Source organism: Williamsia sp. z71 (assembly GCF_059553375.1).
The window spans coordinates 836,467-857,706 of the sequence record NZ_JCANWX010000001.1 but is presented as its reverse complement, the minus strand read 5'-3'; the positions used below and the strand labels follow the sequence as shown (position 1 = coordinate 857,706).

Annotated in this window: 11 protein-coding genes; 4 read left to right on the top strand and 7 right to left on the bottom strand. The window is 66.1% G+C overall.

Annotated features, from left to right (window positions below; all coding sequences use genetic code 11):
* On the bottom strand, positions 1-9,537 hold the full coding sequence (locus tag AC51GR_RS03710; RefSeq protein WP_496323275.1) for an amino acid adenylation domain-containing protein: 9,537 nt from the start codon (positions 9,535-9,537) through the stop codon (positions 1-3).
* Between the two features lie 998 nt (positions 9,538-10,535).
* Between AC51GR_RS03710 and AC51GR_RS03705 the strand changes: the two genes are divergently transcribed.
* Genes AC51GR_RS03705 through AC51GR_RS03695 form a run of 3 tightly spaced genes read left to right on the top strand, consistent with a single transcriptional unit; the run spans position 10,536 to position 13,695 of the window.
* Complete coding sequence (locus tag AC51GR_RS03705; RefSeq protein ID WP_496323274.1) at positions 10,536-11,750, top strand: ATP-binding cassette domain-containing protein; 1,215 nt, start codon at positions 10,536-10,538, stop codon at positions 11,748-11,750.
* Positions 11,747-12,556 (top strand): ABC transporter permease, encoded by an 810-nt coding sequence (locus tag AC51GR_RS03700; protein WP_496323273.1) that lies wholly within the window; start codon positions 11,747-11,749, stop codon positions 12,554-12,556. Before AC51GR_RS03705 ends, AC51GR_RS03700 begins: the two co-directional genes overlap by 4 nt.
* Entirely contained in the window at positions 12,553-13,695 is a 1,143-nt protein-coding gene (locus AC51GR_RS03695) for an ABC transporter permease (RefSeq protein WP_496323272.1), read from the top strand. The genes AC51GR_RS03700 and AC51GR_RS03695 overlap by 4 nt, the downstream gene beginning before the upstream one ends.
* Positions 13,696-13,698: 3 nt before the next feature.
* Here AC51GR_RS03695 and AC51GR_RS03690 read toward each other — a convergent pair whose 3' ends face one another.
* The 4 genes from AC51GR_RS03690 to mftE are packed head-to-tail and all read right to left on the bottom strand — an operon-like array spanning position 13,699 to position 17,721.
* Positions 13,699-14,124, bottom strand: a complete 426-nt coding sequence (locus tag AC51GR_RS03690) for a PPOX class F420-dependent oxidoreductase (RefSeq protein ID WP_496323271.1) — start codon at positions 14,122-14,124, stop codon at positions 13,699-13,701.
* Positions 14,125-14,168: 44 nt separating this feature from the next.
* Positions 14,169-15,479, bottom strand: a complete 1,311-nt coding sequence (gene mftG, locus AC51GR_RS03685) for a mycofactocin system GMC family oxidoreductase MftG (RefSeq protein ID WP_496323270.1) — start codon at positions 15,477-15,479, stop codon at positions 14,169-14,171.
* A 26-nt stretch (positions 15,480-15,505) separates the two neighbouring features.
* On the bottom strand, positions 15,506-16,993 hold the full coding sequence (mftF, locus tag AC51GR_RS03680; RefSeq protein WP_496323269.1) for a mycofactocin biosynthesis glycosyltransferase MftF: 1,488 nt from the start codon (positions 16,991-16,993) through the stop codon (positions 15,506-15,508).
* A complete protein-coding gene (gene mftE / locus AC51GR_RS03675; protein WP_496323268.1) occupies positions 16,990-17,721 on the bottom strand; it encodes a mycofactocin biosynthesis peptidyl-dipeptidase MftE in 732 nt (243 codons plus the stop codon). The genes mftF and mftE overlap by 4 nt, the downstream gene beginning before the upstream one ends.
* Positions 17,722-17,874: 153 nt before the next feature.
* Between mftE and AC51GR_RS03670 the strand changes: the two genes are divergently transcribed.
* The gene (locus AC51GR_RS03670) at positions 17,875-18,966 is read left to right on the top strand and encodes a CaiB/BaiF CoA transferase family protein (protein WP_496323267.1); all 1,092 of its coding nucleotides are present in this window, start codon (positions 17,875-17,877) and stop codon (positions 18,964-18,966) included.
* A 121-nt stretch (positions 18,967-19,087) separates the two neighbouring features.
* On the opposite strand, the gene AC51GR_RS03665 is transcribed toward AC51GR_RS03670, so the two are convergent.
* Together AC51GR_RS03665 and mftD are read right to left on the bottom strand one after the other, a co-directional pair.
* The gene (locus tag AC51GR_RS03665) at positions 19,088-19,891 is read right to left on the bottom strand and encodes a mycofactocin-coupled SDR family oxidoreductase (protein ID WP_496323266.1); all 804 of its coding nucleotides are present in this window, start codon (positions 19,889-19,891) and stop codon (positions 19,088-19,090) included.
* A 130-nt stretch (positions 19,892-20,021) separates the two neighbouring features.
* A complete protein-coding gene (gene mftD / locus AC51GR_RS03660; RefSeq protein ID WP_496323265.1) occupies positions 20,022-21,209 on the bottom strand; it encodes a pre-mycofactocin synthase MftD in 1,188 nt (395 codons plus the stop codon).
* Positions 21,210-21,240 lie beyond the last annotated feature (31 nt).

Here is a 21,240-nt window from a genome sequence, read left to right as displayed (position 1 = left end):
TCAGGCGATCCGCAGGGGTTTCGATGACAGCCTCGCCACCGTCTGCGCTGCTGAGGCAGCGTCCGCGACGAGGGTGTCCACGACCTCCTCCAGGTTGGGTCCGCTACCGGGCAGGAGCAGATCCGGCGCCAATCCGGACAACGCCGTCATCACCACCGCATCGATGCCGATCCCGCTGGGGGCCAGTGATTCCTGCAGGACCGAGAGCCGGTCGTGCAGATCCCGGAAGGTCACCTCGGTGGACCCGGAGCGCAGTGCCGGCCGGTCGGGATCCTCACCGGCGACCAGTGCCACCATCCCCGGCAGGTCGGCCACGGTCGTCGGTTCGACCAGCGAATCCCGCAGGTTCGGGGGCTGCGCCGCGACGGACCAGATGTCGATGTCACCGACCACCGCGCGGGGATCTGTCGCGACGGCGTCGAGGATCCGGAGCAACTGGTCGGCGAATCGGACGACGGTGCCGTGATCGAACAGGTCCGTGGCGTACAGGAATGACGCGTTGAGCGGGCCGACCACGCTGCCGTCCTCGCGATTGTCGGCGAACGTCAGTTTCAGGTCCATCTTCGCCGGCACCACGCCCCAGTCGTACTCACCGACGGTCAGACCGGGCAGCAACAGCCCTGACACCGCCGGGGTCTCCATCGCGAGCATCACCTGGGTAAGCGGCGAAAAGGCCTCACTACGAGTGGGTTTCACCTGATCGACCACTGAATCGAACGGCACGTCGGCATGGGCATATGCCTCGAGATCCGTCTTCTGGACCCCGTGCAGCAGATCGATGAACTCCGCACCGGGATCGACGCCGACCCGCAGCACCACCGTGTTGACGAACATCCCGATGAGGTGGTCGAGGGCCTGTTCACCCCGGCCCGCGACCGGGGTTGCGATGGCGATGTCCTCGCGTCCGCTCAACCGCGACAGCAGAGCGGAGAACGCCGCGTGCATGATCATGAACAGCGTGGCCCCGTGGCCGGCCGCGATGTGGTTGAGCCGAAAGACCAATTGCTCATCGATCTCGAAGTCCACGCGGGCGCCGCGCATCGACTGGCGCGGCGGACGCGGACGGTCGGCAGGCAGTTCCAGGAGTTCGGGCATGTCATGCAGGGTCTGCTCCCAGAACGAGCGTTGCCGCCCGGCGACCGTGGCCGGGTTGTCGGCGTCGCCGAGCAGATCCCGCTTCCACAACGTGTAATCAGCGTACTGCACCTCGAGTGGTTGCCAGGCCGGCGCCTCGCCGCGCGACCGGGCGACGTAGGCAACCATGAGGTCTCGGGCCAGCGGCCCCATCGACTCACCGTCGGCACTGATGTGATGCGCCACCACGGCCAGCACGTGGTGATCCTCGGCCAACTGCAGCAGGCGCATCCGCAGTGGGGGTGCTGCGGTCACATCGAAGCCGCGGGCCGCGAAGTCGGTCAGCTCACTGTCGAGATCCTCGTCGCCGATCGCGATCGGATCCAGCGAGATGTCGACTGCCGACGGCGCCAACACGATCTGTCCCGGGACACCGTCGCGCTCCGGGTAGTGGGTGCGCAACGTTTCATGCCTGGCGATCACATCGCGCGCCGCGAGTTCCAGCGCCTCGACATCGAGATGTCCCTGCATGCGCAGCGCTCCGGCGATGTTGTATGCCGGCGAGCTCGGGTCGAGACGGTTGATGACCCAGATCCGTTGTTGTGCAAGGGAGAGCGGCAGGAAGTCGGGACGCGGCAGCGCGGTGAGTTCCGGGTGGGAACCGGCCCGCGGTGCCGCCGCGACGCGGGCGGCGAGCGCGGCCGGTGACGGTGCTTCGAAGAGGTCGCGGACACCGAGCCGGCGCCCGGTGGCGGCGGTGAGGCGGGCCACCGCGCGCGTCGCCGAGAGGGAATCACCACCGAGACGGAAGAACGACTCCACAGCGGACACCCGCTCGATCGAGAGGACATCGGCGAACACCTGGGCGATCGCGATCTCGTCCGCGGTGGTCGGTGCGACATAGATCGCCTCGGTGGGATCACCGAACTCCGGGTCGGGCAACGCGCCGCGATCGACCTTGCCGTTCACCGTCAGCGGGACCGCCTCGAGCACCATGATGCTCGCGGGCACCATGTGGGACGGGAGTCGTTGTGCGACATAGGTGGTCAGTTCACCGGTGGTCACCAAGGCTCCCGGGACCAGGACGATGTACGAGACCAGGACCGTGCTCCCCGATGGCCCCTGGCGCCCGACCGTCGTCACGAACTCGACCGATTCGTGGGCTGCCAGCGCGACGTCGATCTCACCGAGTTCGATGCGGAATCCACGTACCTTGACCTGATGATCGCTACGTCCGACGTATTCGATCTCCAGTCGCGGCGCCACTCCGGCCGCCGCCCGGTCAACCCAGCGCACCACGTCTCCGGTGCGGTACATCCGGCCGCCGGGATTGTTGGGATCGGCGACGAACCGCCCCGCGGTCAGACCGGGCTTGCCGTGATATCCGCGCGCCACACCCGCTCCGGACACATACAATTCGCCTTCGGCGCCCACCGGCACCGGTCGCAACCAGCTGTCGAGGACCATCTCGGTGACGCCGACGATCGGACCGCCGACGGTCACCGGCGAATCATCGGCCGACAGAACCTCGCTGACGTTGGTGGCCACCGTCGCCTCGGTCGGGCCGTAGGCGTTGAACATCGCCCGCCCCACGCCCCATCGGGCCACCAGATCGGCCCCGCACGCATCTCCGCCGACGATCACGGTACCGAGCGCAGGCAGACCTTCGGGGTCCACCGTCGCCAGCGCGGCCGGTGTGACGAACGCGTGGGTGATCTCCTCGCCGGCCAACAGGTGATGCAATTCCTCACCGCCGTAGACGTTCTGGTCCGCGATCACCATCGTCGACGATGCCGCGGTCGCGAGGAACAGTTCCAGAATCGAGGCGTCGAAGCTCGGCGACGAGAAGTGCAGGGTCCGTGACCGCGCGGTCAACCGATAGCGCGTCCGCTGGTCTTCGACGAAGTTCGTCAACCCGGCATGGGTGACCACGACGCCCTTCGGCACGCCGGTCGAACCCGAGGTGTAGATCATGTAGGCCGCCTGCTGCGGTGACACCGCACCGGTGAGGGGCCCGGACCCGGAGGTACGGGCGCTCGCGCACCGCTCGCGCAGCGCGGGGCGGTCGAGTTCGAGCCACCTGAGGTCTTGCGGGAGTCTGGTGACGTGTTCGGAGGTGGTCAACCCGATGGTCGCGCCGGAGTCGGTGATCATGTGCGCCACCCGGTCGGCCGGATACCCGGGGTCGACGGGCACGAATGCGGCGCCGGCCCTGGCAACCGCCCACTGGGCGATCTGCGATTCGACCGATCGCCCGAGGGCGACGGCCACGAAGTCGTCGGGTCCGACTCCTTCGCTGCGCAGGACCCGGGCCAGCGAACCGGAGAGCTGGTCGAGTTCCCGATAGCTCACGATCCGGTCGGCGGCGACCAGGGCGACCGCGTCCGGAGCATCCCGTGCGGCCGTGTGGAGCAGGTCGGGCAGGGTCTTGACCGCGGCGGCGGCGGGGCCACGCACCGGCATCAGGAGTTGTTGCTCCGCTTCGCCGACCACCGGCAGTTTCGCGAGTGGGCGCTGGTGGTCTTCGGTGAAACCCTTCATCACCGAGAGCAACTGGTCGGCACAGTCCGCGACGGAGGCAGCATCGAGGGCGGACGGCAGATATTTGAAGTTGATCTCGAACCGGTCGCCGGGTAGGCCGACCACGGCGAGCGGATAGTGCGAACCGTCACGTACGCCCACACCTGCCAGCCGCATGCCCGCGATGTCGGTGTCCTCGGACAACCCCTGCTTGTCGATCGGGTACGACTCCAGCACCAGCAGCGAATCGAACAGGTTTCCGCCGCCGGCGGCCGACATGATCTCGTTGAGCGCCAGGTGCTGGTGGTCCATCATCGCGGCCTGTTCACGCTGCAGGCGGATCAGGAGGTCGGCGACGGACTCCCCGGGATCGAGCCGGACCCGGACGGGCAGGGTGTTGATGAACAGCCCGACCATCGTGTCGACACCGCTCAGTTCCGCGGGCCTGCCGGAGACAGTCGACCCGAAGACCACATCGCGGCGGCCGCTCTTGCGCGCCAACACCATTGCCCAGGCCGCTTGCAGAACCGTGTTGAGGGTGACGTCGAGCGTCCGCGCCATCGAACGTAGCGCCTCATCGAGTTCCGGGGTCAATGTCCGGGTCATGTCGACCGGCACATCGGAACCGTCCGGGGTGAAGCGCTCGACGAGCATCGTCGGTTCGGAACCCTGCAGTACCTGCGTCCATCGACGCGTGGCCTCTTCTTTGTCACGGGTCTGCAACCAGCCGAGGAAGTCTCCGTAGGAGCGGACCCGGGGCAGCGCACCCGCCGAACCCATCGCATACATCGTCAGCAGGTCGCGGATCAGCAGCGGCGTCGACCAGCCGTCTGCGACCACGTGATGGTTGGTGATCGCCAGCACCCAGTGGGCCTCGTCTTGCCGGATCAGATGCATCCGCGTCAGCGGGGCAGACGCCAGATCGAACCTCTCGGCGCGTTCGGCGTCGAGCAGTCCGTCACGTGCCGCGGCCCGATCGGTGGCCACGAGGTCACCCAGATCGGTGAACTGCCACGGCAATTCGGCATCGCGACGGACCACCTGGATGACGTCGCCGGTACCGACGTCCTGGGTGATCGCCGCCCGCAGCACATCGTGTCGCGCCACCAGGCCGGCGCCGGCGGCCCGCATCCGATCGGGATCGACGTTGCCCTCGAGTTCGAGCACGATCTGCGCGGTGTACATGTCGCCGCCGTCCGCCAACAGGGAATGGAAGAACATCCCCTGCTGCAGTGGCGAGAGCGGCCAGACGTCGGTCAGTCCCGGATAGCGGTCCTCCAGAGCACCGATCTGACGTTGGTCCACCTCGACCAGTGGCAGATCGGACGGGGTGAGCCCACCGCTTCCGGTCTCACCGGCATGCTGCGACAGGGCAGCCATCGCCTCGACCCACAGAGCGCCGAGCTCAAGGGCGTCTTCTTCCGACAGGATTCCGGTGGCGTACGAGAGCGAGGCCACCAGCCGGGCGGCCGATCCATCGCCCTCGACGCCCGCGTTGATCTCCAGCGGAGCCGTCAACGGCGCGTCGGGATCCACCGTCGCCATGAACCCACAGGTTCCGATCGTCTCCTCCGGCATCCAGGCCCCGGCACCGGCGTCCGCTGCGGTGCCGCCGACCGCGCGGCGACCGAGATAGTTGAAGATCAGGTGCGGGTCGGTGCCGCCCGACAACTGTTGGGCCCCTTCGGTATCGAGATAGCGCAAGATGCCGTAACCAACGCCGCCGTCGGGAATCTCGAGTAGTTGTTCCTTCACTGCCTTGATCGCACGAGCAGCATCAGGACCGCCGCGCAGCGCATCGGCGAGGTCGGTGCCGGGGGGTAGGGTCAGCTGAACCGGGAACAGGCTGGTGAACCAGCCGACCGTACGTGAGAGATCGGCACCGGCGACGATGTCGTCGTCACGCCCGTGGCCCTCGAGCGCCACCAGCACCGACTCCGAGTCGTCGCCGCGCAACTGCCGCCAGCGGCTGACTGCGAGCAGCAACGCCGCCAGCAATCCGTCGTTGACGCCGCCCCGGAACGCAGCCGGCAGGCGGGTGAGCATTGCACCGGTCACGTCCGCAGGAACGGTCACCTGGACTGTCGCCGTCGTCGCGGCCTTGTCGACATCGGGGTTCAGCGGCCGCGATCCCAGCGGCGTCTGCGGCGATCGAACGGTTCGCAGCCACAGCGGCATCTCGTCCCGGCGGCTTCCCGCCGATGCGATCTCCGCGGTCGCGTGCGACCACCTGCGCAGCGATGTCCCCACCGGCTCCAGCGAAATGGGCAGGCCCGCAGCATGTTGCGACCAGGCGATCGCCAGGTCGGGTAGCAGCACCCGCCACGAAACGCCATCGATCACCAGGTGATGCGCGACGAGGAGCAGCAGCCCCCCGGTGCCATCGGGTTCGGGCAGATGTACGGCCTGGAACATCACTCCGCGACCGGGATCGAGCCGTTTCGCGGCCAGTTCGAGTTCGGCGGCGATCAGGACGTCGGTCGTGGTGTGGTGATCGTCGACGGCGCAGAGGACACCGCGTGCGTCGACGGCACCTCGCTCGCGCACGTGCAGTCGCCGTTGACCATCGACCTCGATCAGTCGTGAACGAAGTGCATCGTGATGATCGATGATCGCCTGCAACGCCGGTTCGAGGCTTTCGGTGTGCAGTCCGTCGGGCAATCTGATCGCGGTCGCCTGTGACAGCCGCGTCCAGTGCTGCTGCTCGATCATCCAGTGCCCGATCGGGAGCAATGGCAAGTCGCCTTCGCCGCCGCCGGGGAGTTCTTCGAGCACCTCGACCACATAGTCTGTCGCTGCTCGCTGGGTGATCAGATCTGCCAGTCCGGCAACGGTTTTGCAGTCGAAGACGTCGCGGGTGGTGATGGCGATCCCGGCCTCCCGCGCCTGCGAGACCAGCTGGATCGACATGATGCTGTCACCGCCGAGGACGAAGAAACTGTCGGCCGTGCTGACCCGCGCCAACCCGAGAACATTACCGAAGACGCCCGCGATGGTCTCTTCGAGCTGTGTCGACGGGGCGACGAATGTGGTCGACCGGACACCGAAGTCGGGCTCCGGCAGGGCCTTTCGATCGACCTTCCCGTTACCGCTGAGCGGCATCACGTCGAGCACCACGACCGTCGCCGGAACCATGTAACCGGGCAGGGTCTGCGACAGGTATTCGATCACCGCCCAACGATCGGGTTCGGCGCCCTCGGTTGCCACCACATAACCGATCAATCGGGTGCTCGGGCCACTCGTGTCGACGGTGACCACCGCCTGCGCGACATCCTGGTGGGCCAGCAATGCGGCCTCGATGTCACCCAGCTCGATGCGCAGACCACGGATCTTGACCTGGTGGTCGGCACGACCGAGGTACCGCAACTCACCGTGGCGATCCCAGCTGACCACATCGCCCGTGCGATACATGCGCTCACCGGATCCGTAGGGGCTGGCCACGAAACCCGCTGCCGTCGCCCCGAATCGGTTCGCGTATCCCCGACCGACACCGACGCCGGCCAGGTAGAGCTCACCGGCCACCCCCGGCGGTACCGGGCGCAGTCGTGAATCGAGCACGTAGAGCGAGATGTTGTCGATCGGACCGCCGATCGGCACCGCGCCGGCGGCATAGGCCTCGGGCGCGGAGTCCAGACGGTGGAACGAGGCGACGTCCGAGAACTCCGTCGGACCGTAGCTGTTGTAGATCGCCGTGCCCGCTGCCAGATGCTCACGCAACTGGTCCGGACGGACCGGCTCGCCACCGAGAACCAGCGATCGCACGGAGGTGGTGACCTTCGTCCGATCATGTTCGGAGAGAACGGCGAACGCGCTCGGCGCCATGTTCAGCACGTCGTCGGCGCCGGCGGCGATGCGCGCGCAGATGTCGTCCGGGTCGAATCCATCGTTCGCCAGGTTGATCGTCGCGCCGTCTGCCAGGGCGGCCCAGATGTTCTTCTGGGTGAGGTCGAAGCTCGGCGACGACGCGACCAGTACACCGTCTCCGGCACCGAGCGCCATCGTCCGCCGGTACCAGGTGAGGGTATTGGCCACGCCGGCCATCGGCACCAGAACCGGCTTGGGCCGACCGGTGGAGCCCGACGTCGAGATGACGTAGGCCAGGCACGCTCCGGCACCGGCTTGCGACCAGCGATCAGGTGGGGTGGTGGGGGCACGGCGGGCGATGGTGGCCGCGGATTCCGGCTCGTCGAGAACGATGATCTGGCGGCTCGTGGCAGAGGGCGCGCCCGCACCCACCCACGACCCGGTGGTGATGACCACCGCGCTGTCGCAGTCGTCGAGGATCGCCGATACCCGGTTGAGCGGGGCGTCCGGATCGATGGGTGCGTAGGCGGCACCGGCCTTCCACGCGGCCAGCATCGCCACGACCCACTCGGGACTTCGCGGCAGGACCAGCCCGACGACATCGTCGGGTCCGACACCACGCGAGATCAGTTCGTGCGCAAGCCTGTTCGACCGCTGATCGAGCTCGGCGCGCGTCACGCCGGCGCCGGCGCCGATCACGGCGATCCGGTCCGGTCCGGCCACGACCTGCCGATCCCATGACCTCAGCGGACTCGGATCCACCACACCGGCCGAGCCTGCGCCGGACTCCAGGATCGAGGCGGTCTCCACCTCGTCGAGCAGCTCGAGGTCGCTGACCGCGACGTCGTCGCCCGCTTTCAGATACCGGTGCAGGAAAGCCAGGAATCGGCGGTGGTGATCGGACAGTTCGTCGGCCTCGTAGAGATTCGGATTCGCCTCGAAGTCGATTCGCAGATTGTCCGATTCGCCCGAGTAGATGTTCAGTGACAGGTCCAGCACCGGACCGGTACTGAGTACGTGGGTGGTGCCGATCGCCGTTCCCAGCTCCACTGTCGGCGAGAACATCATGATGTTGACCGCCGGGCCGAACCGTCCGTGTTCACCGGCGATACCGATGTCCCGGCGCATGTCCTCGTGCCGATACAGCTGATGGCGCAGGGCACCGGTCAGCTCGGTCTGTGCCGCCTTCCGCAGATCGCCGACCGAACGGTCGACGGCCACACCGAGGCGAAGCGGGACGATGTTGGACACCATCCCGCCGCAACGCCGGAGTGCGGCGGTGTGGCGGGCGGAGACGGGAAGACTCAGGACGACGTCGTCCGAATCGCACATCCGGGACAGGTATCCGGCGAATGCCGCGACGACCACGGGGGCCGCGCCACCCACAGACTCGGCCGAACGGGAGAGCAGCTGGGCCGTCTCGGTGTCCAATTCGGTTGACGCCACCAGCGAATAGGCACCCGGACCGGCGGCCTTCGGACTCAGCGACAACGCCGCCGGGAGGCCGGCCGTGCGTTCCGACCAGTAGTCGCGATCCATCGCGAACCGGGTCGATTCCCGGTACCGCTGCTCGTTGGCGACGATCTGAGGGAGATCGGGAGCCTTGCCCGACGACGGGCTCCGGCCCTGGGCCATGGCGCTGTACACCTCGGCGACCTGGCGCAAACCGGTCATAGCGGAGAATCCATCGGCAGCGATGTGGTGGCTCCGCAGGTACCAGAAGAACCGGTCGGTACCGATCTTCAACAGTGCGGAGACCGCGAGGCGGTCGGTGAACAAGGCGACGGGCCGGGCGTAGTCGGCCCGCATCCACTCCATGGCCGCCGCGTGGGGATCGGCTCGGGCGGAGAAGTCCAAGAACTCGATCGTGTCGTCGAAGCGGCGGTCGACCACCTGCATCGGGAGGCCATCGGTCTCGATGAGTTTGAGATACCCCGAAGCGGTCTCGTGGGCCACGGCCCTGGTCGCGTCCGTCAACAGTGCCAAATCCACCGGCCCCGACAAGTCCACAAAAGTCGCGATGTTGATCGGGGTGTCGCCCAGAGCCTGCTGGGCGAACCATATTCCGCGTTGCGCTGCAGAAATCGGAAACGCACTGTCGCGAAGATCGGGCTGTGAAGCCGTAACCGCGTCGCTCACGCCCACTGTTGCTCCGATCCCGGATCGGATGTCCATGACGTCATTGCAGAACACTCCCCCGATCTTTTCCGACAAAATTCACGAGAATGAAATCGTATCCAAATCGACTGGCATATCCGGTCGGTTGCAGCCGCGTTAGCTTGAAGGGACGACAATTCATTCTGCGGACCCACCAAAGAATGTCTCTAGCAATATCTCCCCGACTCCCCCATGCGTTACACGCCGACTGACCGACGTCGATCGAACAATCCGATCAATGCCCTTATCGAACGGGGCAACGAAATGGTTACCGCGGCGCCTCGATCTCATCGCCGGCCTCCGATCTCTGCGTGCCACGGTCAGTCAATCGACTGATTTGTCCGTCGTTCAGTGGATATTCCGGCCGCTCCGGGATCTGCGCTCGTCCTCGTATCGTTTCATTCGGCAACGGATTGTGATCACCGTATCGCCGCAGCTCGACGGCAACACGAGTAGCCGACTACCCGAATACCCAGATCTTCGAAAACCCGATGCGAGTAGGACGTTCAGGCAGAGGAACGTCAAAGCGCCACTGTTTCTTCCGGATCGAATCCCGCTGTCTCCCACACCGATACGGACATTCCGGACGTATGCCCCGAATCGGACGCCGGACGTCGGGTCGGTCCTCTAAACTTGCCGAACACAGACGGACATGGAGATTCATCCACGCCCAGCGCATCGGTCTGCAATCTTCCGATACGCTCAGGTCTCGATCCGATCCTCGAACACGGGGGTGATATGACGGGGCCGATCAGAGGTCGAAACCAACTTTGAGCAATATTGATCAGAATCCGCTTTTGAACCGGTTCGAACACGCTATTTCTTGCGTGCCAGATGCATTGGTCATCGAATAGAAGTTACCTAAAACAAATAAAAGCTCTGCTAATAAGTAGGGGTAACCGACCAGGCATCCGGCGCGATGAATAGAACGGCCGACCGGCATGGTATTTGTGGAATCGAAAGAGGGCAGGCCGCGAATAATGGCAGAACCGAACCCGACGATGGCCGTCGGCGGCGGCGAGGAAAAGGACCAGACAGCTCGCGAGACGCGAACCAGAACGGACTGGACAATGCCGGTACAGGCACAACCCGATACGGCCGACTCGGACGTCGAGCCGCATGCCGATGGGGCCGCAGCGCGCCATCGGGCACCAGAATCGCACCCGGGTCACACCGCCGACGCAACGCCTGCCCGAGCAGATACAGCGGCGAGTACACCCGCATCGACCGACGCCGACGACGCGGTCGTGGTGGACGGACTGGTCAAACGGTTCGGCGACTTCACCGCAGTCGACGGCATCAGCTTTCGGGTTGCCCGCGGCCAGGTCCTCGGACTCCTCGGTCCCAACGGCGCGGGCAAGACCACCACCGTCAACATGTTGTGCACGCTGCTGCGCCCGGATGGCGGCCAAGCGTTTGTGGCCGGCCACGACGTCGCCAAAAACCGTGCCGCCGTGCGCAAATCGATCATGCTGACCGGACAGTTCGCGGCTTTGGACGAATCCTTGTCCGGCCGTGAGAATCTCGTCCTGTTCGGCCGGCTGATGGGCCTGTCCAAAAAGGCGGCGACCCGCCGGGCCGACGAGTTGCTGGCGGCGTTCGATCTGGAGGTCGCCGGTTCGCGGCGGGTGGGCAAGTTCTCCGGCGGTATGCGCCGCCGGATCGACATCGCCTGCGGCCTGGTGGTTCGTCCCGAGGTGGTGTTCCTCGACGAGCCGACCACCGGACTCGACCCACGGAGCCGCCAGGAGGTCTGGAAGATCGTCAGCGCCCTGCGCGATCAGGGCATCACCACTGTGCTGACCACCCAGTATCTCGAGGAAGCAGATCTGCTGAGCGACAACATCATCGTCATCGACAAGGGCAAGGTGATCGCCGAGGGGACCTCGGCCGAACTGAAGGAACAGGTCGCCGGCACATTCTGTGAGATCCTTCCGAGCCTGCCCACCGACCTGCCGCGTATCCGCGAGCTGCTCACCGGCCTCGTTGACCGGGATGCGATCCGCTCCGACCCGGCCGGGAGCTCGCTCATCGTTCCCGCACCGCAGGGGGCCGCAACGCTCGTCGAGATCGTCCGTCTCACCGACGAGGCAGACATCGCGCTGACCGACATCGGTCTACGCCGGCCCTCGCTCGATGACGTGTTCCTGACGCTGACCGAACACTCGTATGTCAAGCCGGACGGCGACTCGTGAGCACCGTCATCAACCCCGGGGCCCTCGATTCGGCGCGTCCGCGGATACAACCTGTTCGGCAATGGCTGGCGCTGAATCGGCGATTCCTGACCACGATGTGGCGCCATGGTGAGTTCGCACTGTGCGTCCTGGCCCCGGTCCTCCTGACGCTCTGCTTCTTCGTGCCCCTGAACAAGGTCATGGGCCTGTACGCCGGCGTCGACTACGCCCAGTTCCTCATGCCCATCATCTGCCTGCAGTCGACGAGCTTTGTGGCAACCTCTGCGGCGATGCGTTCGGCCAACGACCTCACGATCGGCGTGACCACCCGCCTGCGGACGGTGCCGATCAACCCGATGGTCTCGCCGCTCTCACGACTCGGCGCAAACACTGTTCTGCTCGCCGTCTCCCTGACGTCGGCGATGATCTCGGGGCTGGTCATCGGGTGGCGAGCACATCATGGGCCGTGGTATCTGCTCGGATTCCTGTCGGTGGCCTTCGTGGTCGGTGTGGTCTTCGCCTTCGGGGCCGACGTGATCGGAACGCTGGCGGGCAACCCGGAATCGACGAGCCAGGCGATGACGTTGCCCACGCTCATCCTGGGCATGTTGTCGACCGGGTTTGTTCCCGAGTCCCAGTTCCCGGAATGGATCCAACCCTTCGCCCGTAACCAACCGGTCTCCCAATTCGCCGCTCTGATGCGGCAATTCGATGAGGGTGCGGTGACAACCGGTCAGGTGATCCCGGCGGTGTGCTGGGCCGCCGGGCTCGTCGCACTCGCTGTCACCGGCATCGTCGTGGCCGCCTTCCGGACCTCACGCGCATGACAACCACCGACAACTCGACGTCCGAGTCCACGACACCGCGGCACCGCGCCTCCGGTACGGGCCCTGAGAATCATTGGTGGCGGGCCCATCTGGACCCGGCTCGCTCGCGGACCAGGCGCGCCGCCGACAGCGAACAGGACGAGACGATCAGCTTTCCCGGGACCGGGACGCTGCGCACCACGGTCGGCCCCTGGGTGAGCGAACGCCCGGACCACACCGACGGCTCCGATGGCGTGGCATCGGATTGCCTCGACGACGGCGACCGTCCCCAGGATTCGCCGACGGGGCCGGTCGGTGATCGGACCGACGACCGGTCGGTGGCACTGGCCACCACGTTCCCGCCCGACACCCATGCGCAAGAGACCGGTCTGCGGGCCTATCTCCTGCACACCGCGATCCTCTCGGGCCGGCAACTGACGGTGTGGACCCGTGACAAGAAGGTCCTCATCCAGAGCATCGTCTTCCCCGCCCTGAGCATGATCATGTTCAAAGTCGTACTGGGCGATGCGATCACCGCTGCCACCGGTATCAACAGCGCCTACGGCACCGTGCCCCTGGTGGTCCTTGTCGGTGCGATGTTCGGGTCCCTCATCGCCGGTATCAGGCTTCGGCGCGAACAACGTACCGGACTGCTGACCCGCCTGTACGTGCTGCCGGTTCACAAGGGAGCCGACCTGAGTGCGCGTCTCATCTCGGAACTGTCCCGAATTCTCGTCGCCACCATCGCGCTGACCACATTCGGCATGCTGATCGGCTGGCGATTCGACCAGGGACTGCTACCGGCCTTGGGAATCTTCCTCGTACCGCTGCTCTTCGGTGCCGCATTCTCGACGGTCATGCTGACGGTCGCGATGTCGTCGACGAATCTCCCACTCGTACAACTCATGTCACTGCTGTCGAGCCTGCTGATGTTCTTCAATTCCGGTTTCGCGCCGGTATACGCCTACCCGCAGTGGATACAGCCGGTCGTGCGCGAGCAACCGATGACGTGTGCGATCGACAGTATGCGGGCCCTGGCACTGGGCGGACCGGTGGCCGAGAGTTTGACCAAGACCATCCTGTGGGCAGTTGTCGTGATCGCGATCTTCTTCTATCCGGCGGTCCGTGGATTCCGCAGGGCGGCAGCCACCCGCACCTGACCGCTAAGCCGTCATATCGAGCGCGGCAATGACTTTGGTCGGCTCGATCCAGATCACCAACTCACCGGGAACGCCGTTGCGGTCACCGAACTCCGGCCCGCGGTCGGCGCCCATATAGCGCGTCCCGCAGGCGGTTGCGATCCGGCGAACCTCGGGCAGATCGTCACCGAGGTGGGCGATGCCCTGCACCTGGACGAAGGCATAGGGCGGTTCCGGTAGGTCGACACACATCACCACCCGATTGTCGCGGGCCAGCGCCCTGCCCTTTGCCGTCCGGGCACCGGTGTTGAACGCCAGCCGGTCGCCGTCGACGACGAACCAGACCGGAGCGACCAGCGGCCTGCCGTCGGATGCGGTGTAACCGAGGTGGCCGGTCTTCGTCCCGGATTGCAGGAACGTCCGCACCGCGGGATCAGAAAGCGTGGTCATTGTTTCACGGTACCCATGATCATCTGTTTGATCTCGAATACTGTTCAGGCAATCTGATCCGCGATGTGCGAGGCCACCATCATCACTGTCGCGTGGGGGCCGCTCGACCCCGCGGTCGGCAGGATCGATGCATCGAGAACCCGCAATCCGGGCACCGAGACCAGAGCGCCGAGCCAATCGGTGTCGACACCCATCGGGAGTGTGCCCCACGCATGCTGGGAGGTGCGGATCACCGGGTCGACGACCGCGCCACGTGGGCCCCGATCGACGAGCCCGACGAAGCGAGGGCCGTCGAGCATCTCCCGGACCCGTTCCCCCCAGGCCGCGAGCTTCTCGGTGTCGGACCGACCGACCTCGCCGAGATCGACAACCAGCCCCCTGGTGAGGTCCCAGTCGATCGAACCGGGATCCTCGGGATGCATCAGGGCAACACCGATCGCCGGACCCCCGGCCGGAACGCCGGCGATGAAGTCTGCGAAATCCCCGTTGTAGCAGCGCACTTCGATTCCGTCATCGGTGTGCAACACGGTTTGCAGCAACGCCTTTGCCGCCTGCGTCGGCGCATCTGCCGGGGCGAACCGGACGAGCATCTCGCGGTGCTCCCAGACCCGGACGCCGGATGCCTCGAGGATGCCGGCCCTGGCCAGGAGTTGCGCGGTGCCCAGGGTCCCGGCGCAGAGGATCACCTCGTCGGCGGCGATGACCTGCTCCCCGACCACCACCGCGGTGACCCGCTCGGACGTGCGCCGCAGTCCGGTCACCTCGGCGTCGGTGACCAACCGCAGATTGGACCGGCCCTCGATACCCGGCGTCACCGCCTCCGCGGCGGTCCACCGCCGGTCGCCATCCCGGTTCGACCGGACCCGGACGACACCCGTATCCGGCCAGGGTTCGGCGATGCCGTCGAAACCCTCGTCATGCCAATGGCTTTCGAATGCCCTCGCGTAGTCGTGCAGCTCGTCGTCGCCAAACGCCGACACGTGCATGGTGCCGCCTCCGGGACGTCCGCCGTCGAGCCGATCGTAGTCGGCGGCAATGGCTGCGCGTTCCCACGGCCAGGCGGCGAAATCGGATTCGTGCCAGCGCATGAAATAGCCGCCGTTGACCGCCGAGGAACCCCCCAGACCCCGCCCCCGCGGCAGATCGAAACCCTGCCGGCTGGGAAAGTGCACCGCCCGCCCCGAGCCGGACTCCACCGGCAGCCGGTCGAGCCTCAACATGGCCCGCTCCGGCATGCCGGCCCCGGCCTCGAGCCAGAGCACCTTGCGATCGGGATCGCGCGAAAGACGTTCGGCAACCACGCATCCGCTGCTGCCGGCACCGACGATGATCACGTCCGCACCACCGGTGGTCAACCGAGATCCCCCCGGCGTGAACGCACTCACCCGGCGGCGGGCGTGCTCGCCGAACGCGGTCTGCCGTTCACCGAATTGCCGATCTGAGGGTAGAGCGCATCCATACTGCGACCGGCCAACGCGCCCTGCCAGAGCCCGGTGCCGTAGGCGAGGTCGTCGAGACGTTTGAGGATCATGAACCGCCACCAGCCGACCCGGGCGCCGGGCTCGGGGTTGACCAGTTCGAGCCGCACCCACTCATACGCGGCCTCTCCCACCGCAACCGCGAGGAGCAGCGTCCGAAACCGCTTGGACACCAGGGCAAGCAGGAATGAGAGCGGCCAATAGTGTCGGCACATCGCCGACGCCGACTGCAACATCCCGAAGCCCACAGATTGGGCGGTCAGCTTGGCTGCCATTCGGGCCGCATCCGGCATCGAGGACACCCGGCGGTGCAGGCGTCCGCCCAACACACCGAACACGACCAATGCCACCAGCACACCCCAGCCGGTACCGGTCACCAATGCTGCCATCGCTGCCGCCATCGGGACGGTCAAGGCCAACGGTGCGGCCATGCCGGGGTGACGACCGGACAGCAGCGCCGCGCCGGTCCCGTAGTACCGTTTGCGATCCAGACTCTTCGACAGTCGCTGCCGATGGTCGTGCGCCACCGTGGCCACCGGATCGTATCGCAGGGACCAGCCGCTCTGATGTAGCCGCCAGCACAGGTCGACGTCCTCGGCCACCTCCATCGACTGGTCGAATCCGTCAAAGCAGCTGCGCCGCACGATCATCGCAGCGCTCGGAACATACGGGATCCGCGAGCGGGGTGCTATCTGCCCCTCTCTCCAGCCCATATCGAGTGACGAGCACAGCGCCTCGTACCGTGACATCGCGCCGCCACCGGGATCGAGGGCGACGATCCGCGGCGCCACCAGCGCCACCTTCGGGTCGGAGAAATGACCGAGCAGCTTGGTCAGCCAGTCGTGTTCTGGGACGACGTCGGAGTCGAGGAACGCCACCAGTTCGGTATCGGCTTGCGCGGCACCGCGATTGCGGGCAGCCGCCGGTCCCTGACTCGCCTCGTTGCGCAACAGGGTCGCGCCGGGTGCGGTGATCGGGACGCCGGAACCGTCGTCCACCACGACAACCTTGTGCCCGTCGAGTACCTTCAGCAGCCGGTCGATGCCGGATTGGTTGTCGCGCACCGGGATCACCACGGTGACAGCGGAGTCCGTGGGACCGAACATCGGTCGCGGATGCCCCACCCCGGCGTCGAGGAGTTTGCGGGCCAGGGCCGAGGTGAGCTGATCGCGCACCGTCAGCCGGCCATCAGGGTCGAGGAGGCCACCGGCGACCTCGGACAGGTTCAGCAATCGCAGCGGCGAGCCACCGACGATATGCCGACGATCCGACGTCACCGTGCAGTGGGAGTCGATCTGAACCTGGAAGCCCACCGGCGGTAACCGGCCCGCCGGATCAGCCGCAGCGGGAGCAACACGCTCCTCGGGGCGGTCGTCTTGCTCCGATATCACTGCAACATCCCGTTCGCGTCGACCTGCCACCGCTCGAGCGCGTCGGAGAGCTTCGCGGCCATCTCGTTCAACATTCGCCTTCCATCGGCCGCCGAGGCGGCCAGGGGATCCCCGAGTACTCCGTTGTCACTCACCGCCGCGACACCCCCCGTACGCATCGACGCCATCAGCTCCGAGACCGGGGCCACGTTGCCGCGGACCATCTCGTCGGACCGCACGATCAACGGTGAAATATGAAGCAGTAGCGATGTTTCGGTATGACCCGCGTGTGCATCGCCACCGGCCGTGGCGCAGGGAAACCAAGCGACGTCACGCCCTTCCGAACGTAGCTGCGTGACCGCGGACAGCAGGGTCCGACCGTTACCGCCGTGCCCGTTGACGAACAACAACCGTGAAGTCCAACGGCAGGCACTTCGACCGTACTCGACCAGCACCGAATGCAGAACCTCCTGACCGATCGAAATCGTGCCAGGAAACCCCTCGTGCTCACCGGCGGCCCCGTAGCTCAGGGGCGGGGCGAGCATGATGTCGGGAGCGGTGCTGTCCCCGGCGTTGACACCACCCGGGCGAACAGCCGCCTCTGCCACTGCCACCGCGATCCGGACGTCGGTGTCGAGGGGCAGGTGTGGTCCGTGTTGTTCGATGGATCCCAATGGGACGACAAGGGTTGTTGATCGCCCGTTCAGCTCGGTCCAGCTCTGAAGTCCGAGCTCGCCCGCCGGTGTCATTCGGACCATGTTAGACCGTATCGGGCGACGCCTGAAGGGTTTACCACCCGAGCAATCGCTCGGTACCTGGTTTACTGGGAATCCGACCGTAACCGGTTGCGAAACACCGCGCCCGCCAGACGCGGCGCAGACTTCAACGATGAGGGGCAGCGAATGACGAAGAACGGGCCGTTGAGCGGAACACGGGTGGTCGAGTTCGCGGGGATCGGGCCGGGCCCGCACGCGGCGATGATGCTCGGGGACCTGGGGGCCGATGTGGTGCGTGTCGAGCGGGCGGGCAAGTTGCCCGCGCCGGGCCAGGCCGCCGACCAACTGCTGCGCAACCGGACCGTCGTCGAGGCGAACCTCAAAGACCCCGCCGACAAAGAGGCCATCATGAACCTCATCGCGAAGGCCGATGTGGTGATCGAGGGTTTCCGCCCCGGCGTGACCGAACGCCTGGGGTTCGGGCCGGAAGACGTTGCGAAGGTCAATCCACGCATCGTCTACGGCCGCATGACCGGATGGGGCCAGGACGGTCCGCTGGCCAGCGTGGCCGGACACGACATCAACTACATCTCCCTGACCGGGATGCTGCACGCGGTCGGCCGTGCGGACGAGGTTCCCACACCCCCGCTGAACCTCTTCGGCGATTTCGGCGGTGGATCGATGTTCCTGGTGCAGGGCATCCTGGCCGCGCTGCTCGAACGTGAGAAGTCCGGGCTGGGTCAGACGATCGACGCGGCAATGGTCGACGGGGTCTCGGTACTCGGCCAGATGATGTGGGCGTTCCGCGGAACGGGCATGTGGGGCAACGACCGTGGCGCCAACCTGCTCGACACCGGAGCCCCGTTCTATGACGTCTACGAGACCTCCGACGGCAAGTACTTCGCCGTCGGCGCCATCGAGCCCCAGTTCTACGCCCTGCTCCTCGAAGGCATGGGCCTGGCGAACGATGACACCCTGCCGCACCAGCTCGACATGCCGCAGTGGCCGGCGATGAAGGTCCGGTTCGCCGAGGTCTTCAAGTCCAAGACCCGCGACGAGTGGACGTCGATCTTCGAGGGCACCGACGCCTGCGCATCCCCGGTGCTCGATTGGGAAGAAGCTCCCCAGAACAAGCATCTCGCCGCCCGGGGCAGCCTCATCGAACTCGACGGTGTCACCCAAGCCTCTGTGGCGCCGCGCTTTTCGCGCACGGTTCCCGATGTCCCGGCTCCGCCGGCCCGCACCGCGACCGACCCGGCCACCCTCTGGCTCGACTGACACCACCCGGCCGACCCAACTGCAGACGAGCCGGTAATACGAAGACGAGCCACAAATTTGTGGCTCGTCTTCGTATTACCGGCTCGTTTGCTGCATCACCGGCTCGGCCTCGTTTGTCGGTCTAGACCTTGGTGGCACCCATGTCGACCTCGATCGAGGACGCGGTGATGAACTTGGCCTTCGGCGAGCACAGGAACATCACCGAGTCGGTGATGTCCACCGACTTGGCCATCCCGGTCAGGATCGGCTCGAAATGCGCCTTGTACTGCGGCATCTCGAAGACGGCCAGCGCGTCGGTGTCCTCGAGGCACATCGGGGTGTCGACGCCGTAGGGGTGGACCGTGTTGACCCGAATCCGATGCTCTCCCAGCTCTTTTGCCGTCGTGTGCGCCAACCCCACCAGCGCGTGCTTGGACGCCGAATAGGAGGCCTGCATCGGCATCGACTTGATCCCGGCGACCGAGGAGATGATCACGATCGAACCACCGTTGCCGGCCTCGATCATGGCGGGGATGGTTGCCTTGAGCGTTTTCCAGGTGCCGTTGACGTTGATGTCGATGACGTCGGTGAACTGACTCTCGCGCAGTTCGGTGACGCCACCCCAGGTCAGGACGCCGGCATTGGCGATCACGTAATCGAGGCGGCCGAACTGCGCCACCCCGTCGGCCACGAGCTGTTGCTGGGCAACGAGATCACGGGTGTCGGCCTGCCGGGCCAGGATGTTGCCGCCGGCCGCTTTCACCAGGCGAACCGTCTCCTCGAGATCCTCCGCGGTGGCCGGCGGGTAGCCGGTGGCGGTGACCGCCTGGCAGACGTCGAGTCCGATGACCGCGGCGCCTTCCTCGGCGAACCGGATCGCATGGCTGCGACCCTGTCCACGGGCGATACCAGTGATGTAGACGACCTTGCCGTCGAAGTCTCCCATAGACGAACTGTAACGTGTTCTAGTCTGGTTGCCCAGTAGATCCTCGACAGCGGAAACCACCCGCTGCGGTCAGACCCGGCTGCGGTGACTGCCGGGTGTGACCACAACGGGTGGCCCTGTTGACCGAAGCCTATGCGGTGGTCTCGCCGAACCGCTTCTCGAAGCCCTCCGGGATGATGATGTCGTCGCGGGTCAGATCGTGGATGCTCTTGCGGCCCAGCCCCATCAGCGCCGAATCGATACCGCCGCGCAGGATGTCGAGGACGTTCTCGACACCGGTCTGTCCGTTCGCCGCCAGGCCCCACAGGTAGGCGCGACCGATCATGACCGCGTCGGCACCGAGAGCCAGCGCCTTGACGACGTCGCTGCCGCGCCGGATGCCACCGTCGAGCAGCACCTGGATGTCGCCACCGACGGCGTCCGCGATCGGTCCGAGCATCCGGATGGTGGCCGGGGTGCCGTCGAGGTTGTTGCCGCCGTGATTGGAGACCGAGATCGCGGTGGCACCGATGTCCACCGCACGCTTCGCGTCATCGAGACGGGTGATGCCCTTGACCATGAACGGGCCGTCCCACTCCTTGCGGAGCCATTCCAGGTCCTCCCAGGACGGGGGTGCGGTCTGCATCCACTGTCCGTACGCACCGAAGAACGTCGGTCCCTGCTCGCCCTTGTCGACCACGTTGGGGGCGGTCAGGTCCGGGATGTTGATCTTGCCCTTGTTGAACCAGTCCAGCGCGTATCGCGGGCGCATCGCGATCTCCGGCGCGAGCTTGAGCAGCGCCTTGAGGTCGACCTTCTCGGGGATCTCCGGGCTGCCCCAGTCGCGACCCATCGAGAACGACCAGTCGGTGGTCACGATCAGACCCTTGGCCCCGGCCGCTCGGGCCCGCTCGGCACGCTTGAGGATGTCCTCGCGGGAGTTGAGCCAGTAGGCCTGGAAGAAGATCTTGTCGTTGACCGCGGTGACCTCTTCGATGGGCTTGCTGGCGAAGCTCGACAGTCCCATCGCGGTGCCACGGGCCGCCGCGGCACGGGCGACCGCGACCTCACCCTCGGGGTCGACGGCCTGCACACCGGTGGGCGAGATGATGACGGGCAACGAAATGTCTTGCCCCATGATCGATGTCGACAACTCGCGCTGCGCCTGCGCGCCGACCACGTGCGGAGCGAATCCCAGTTCGGAGAACGCGTCGACGTTGTCGGCGAGCGTGATGCCCTTCTCACTACCCGCGATCAGCGAGGAGTACACGGACTTGGGGAGTCGCTTCTTCGCCCGACGCTGGGCTTCGAGCACCGTCTCGAACCAGGGGTTCGCCATTACTTCATCCTTTGCTCACCCGGCAGCTCTG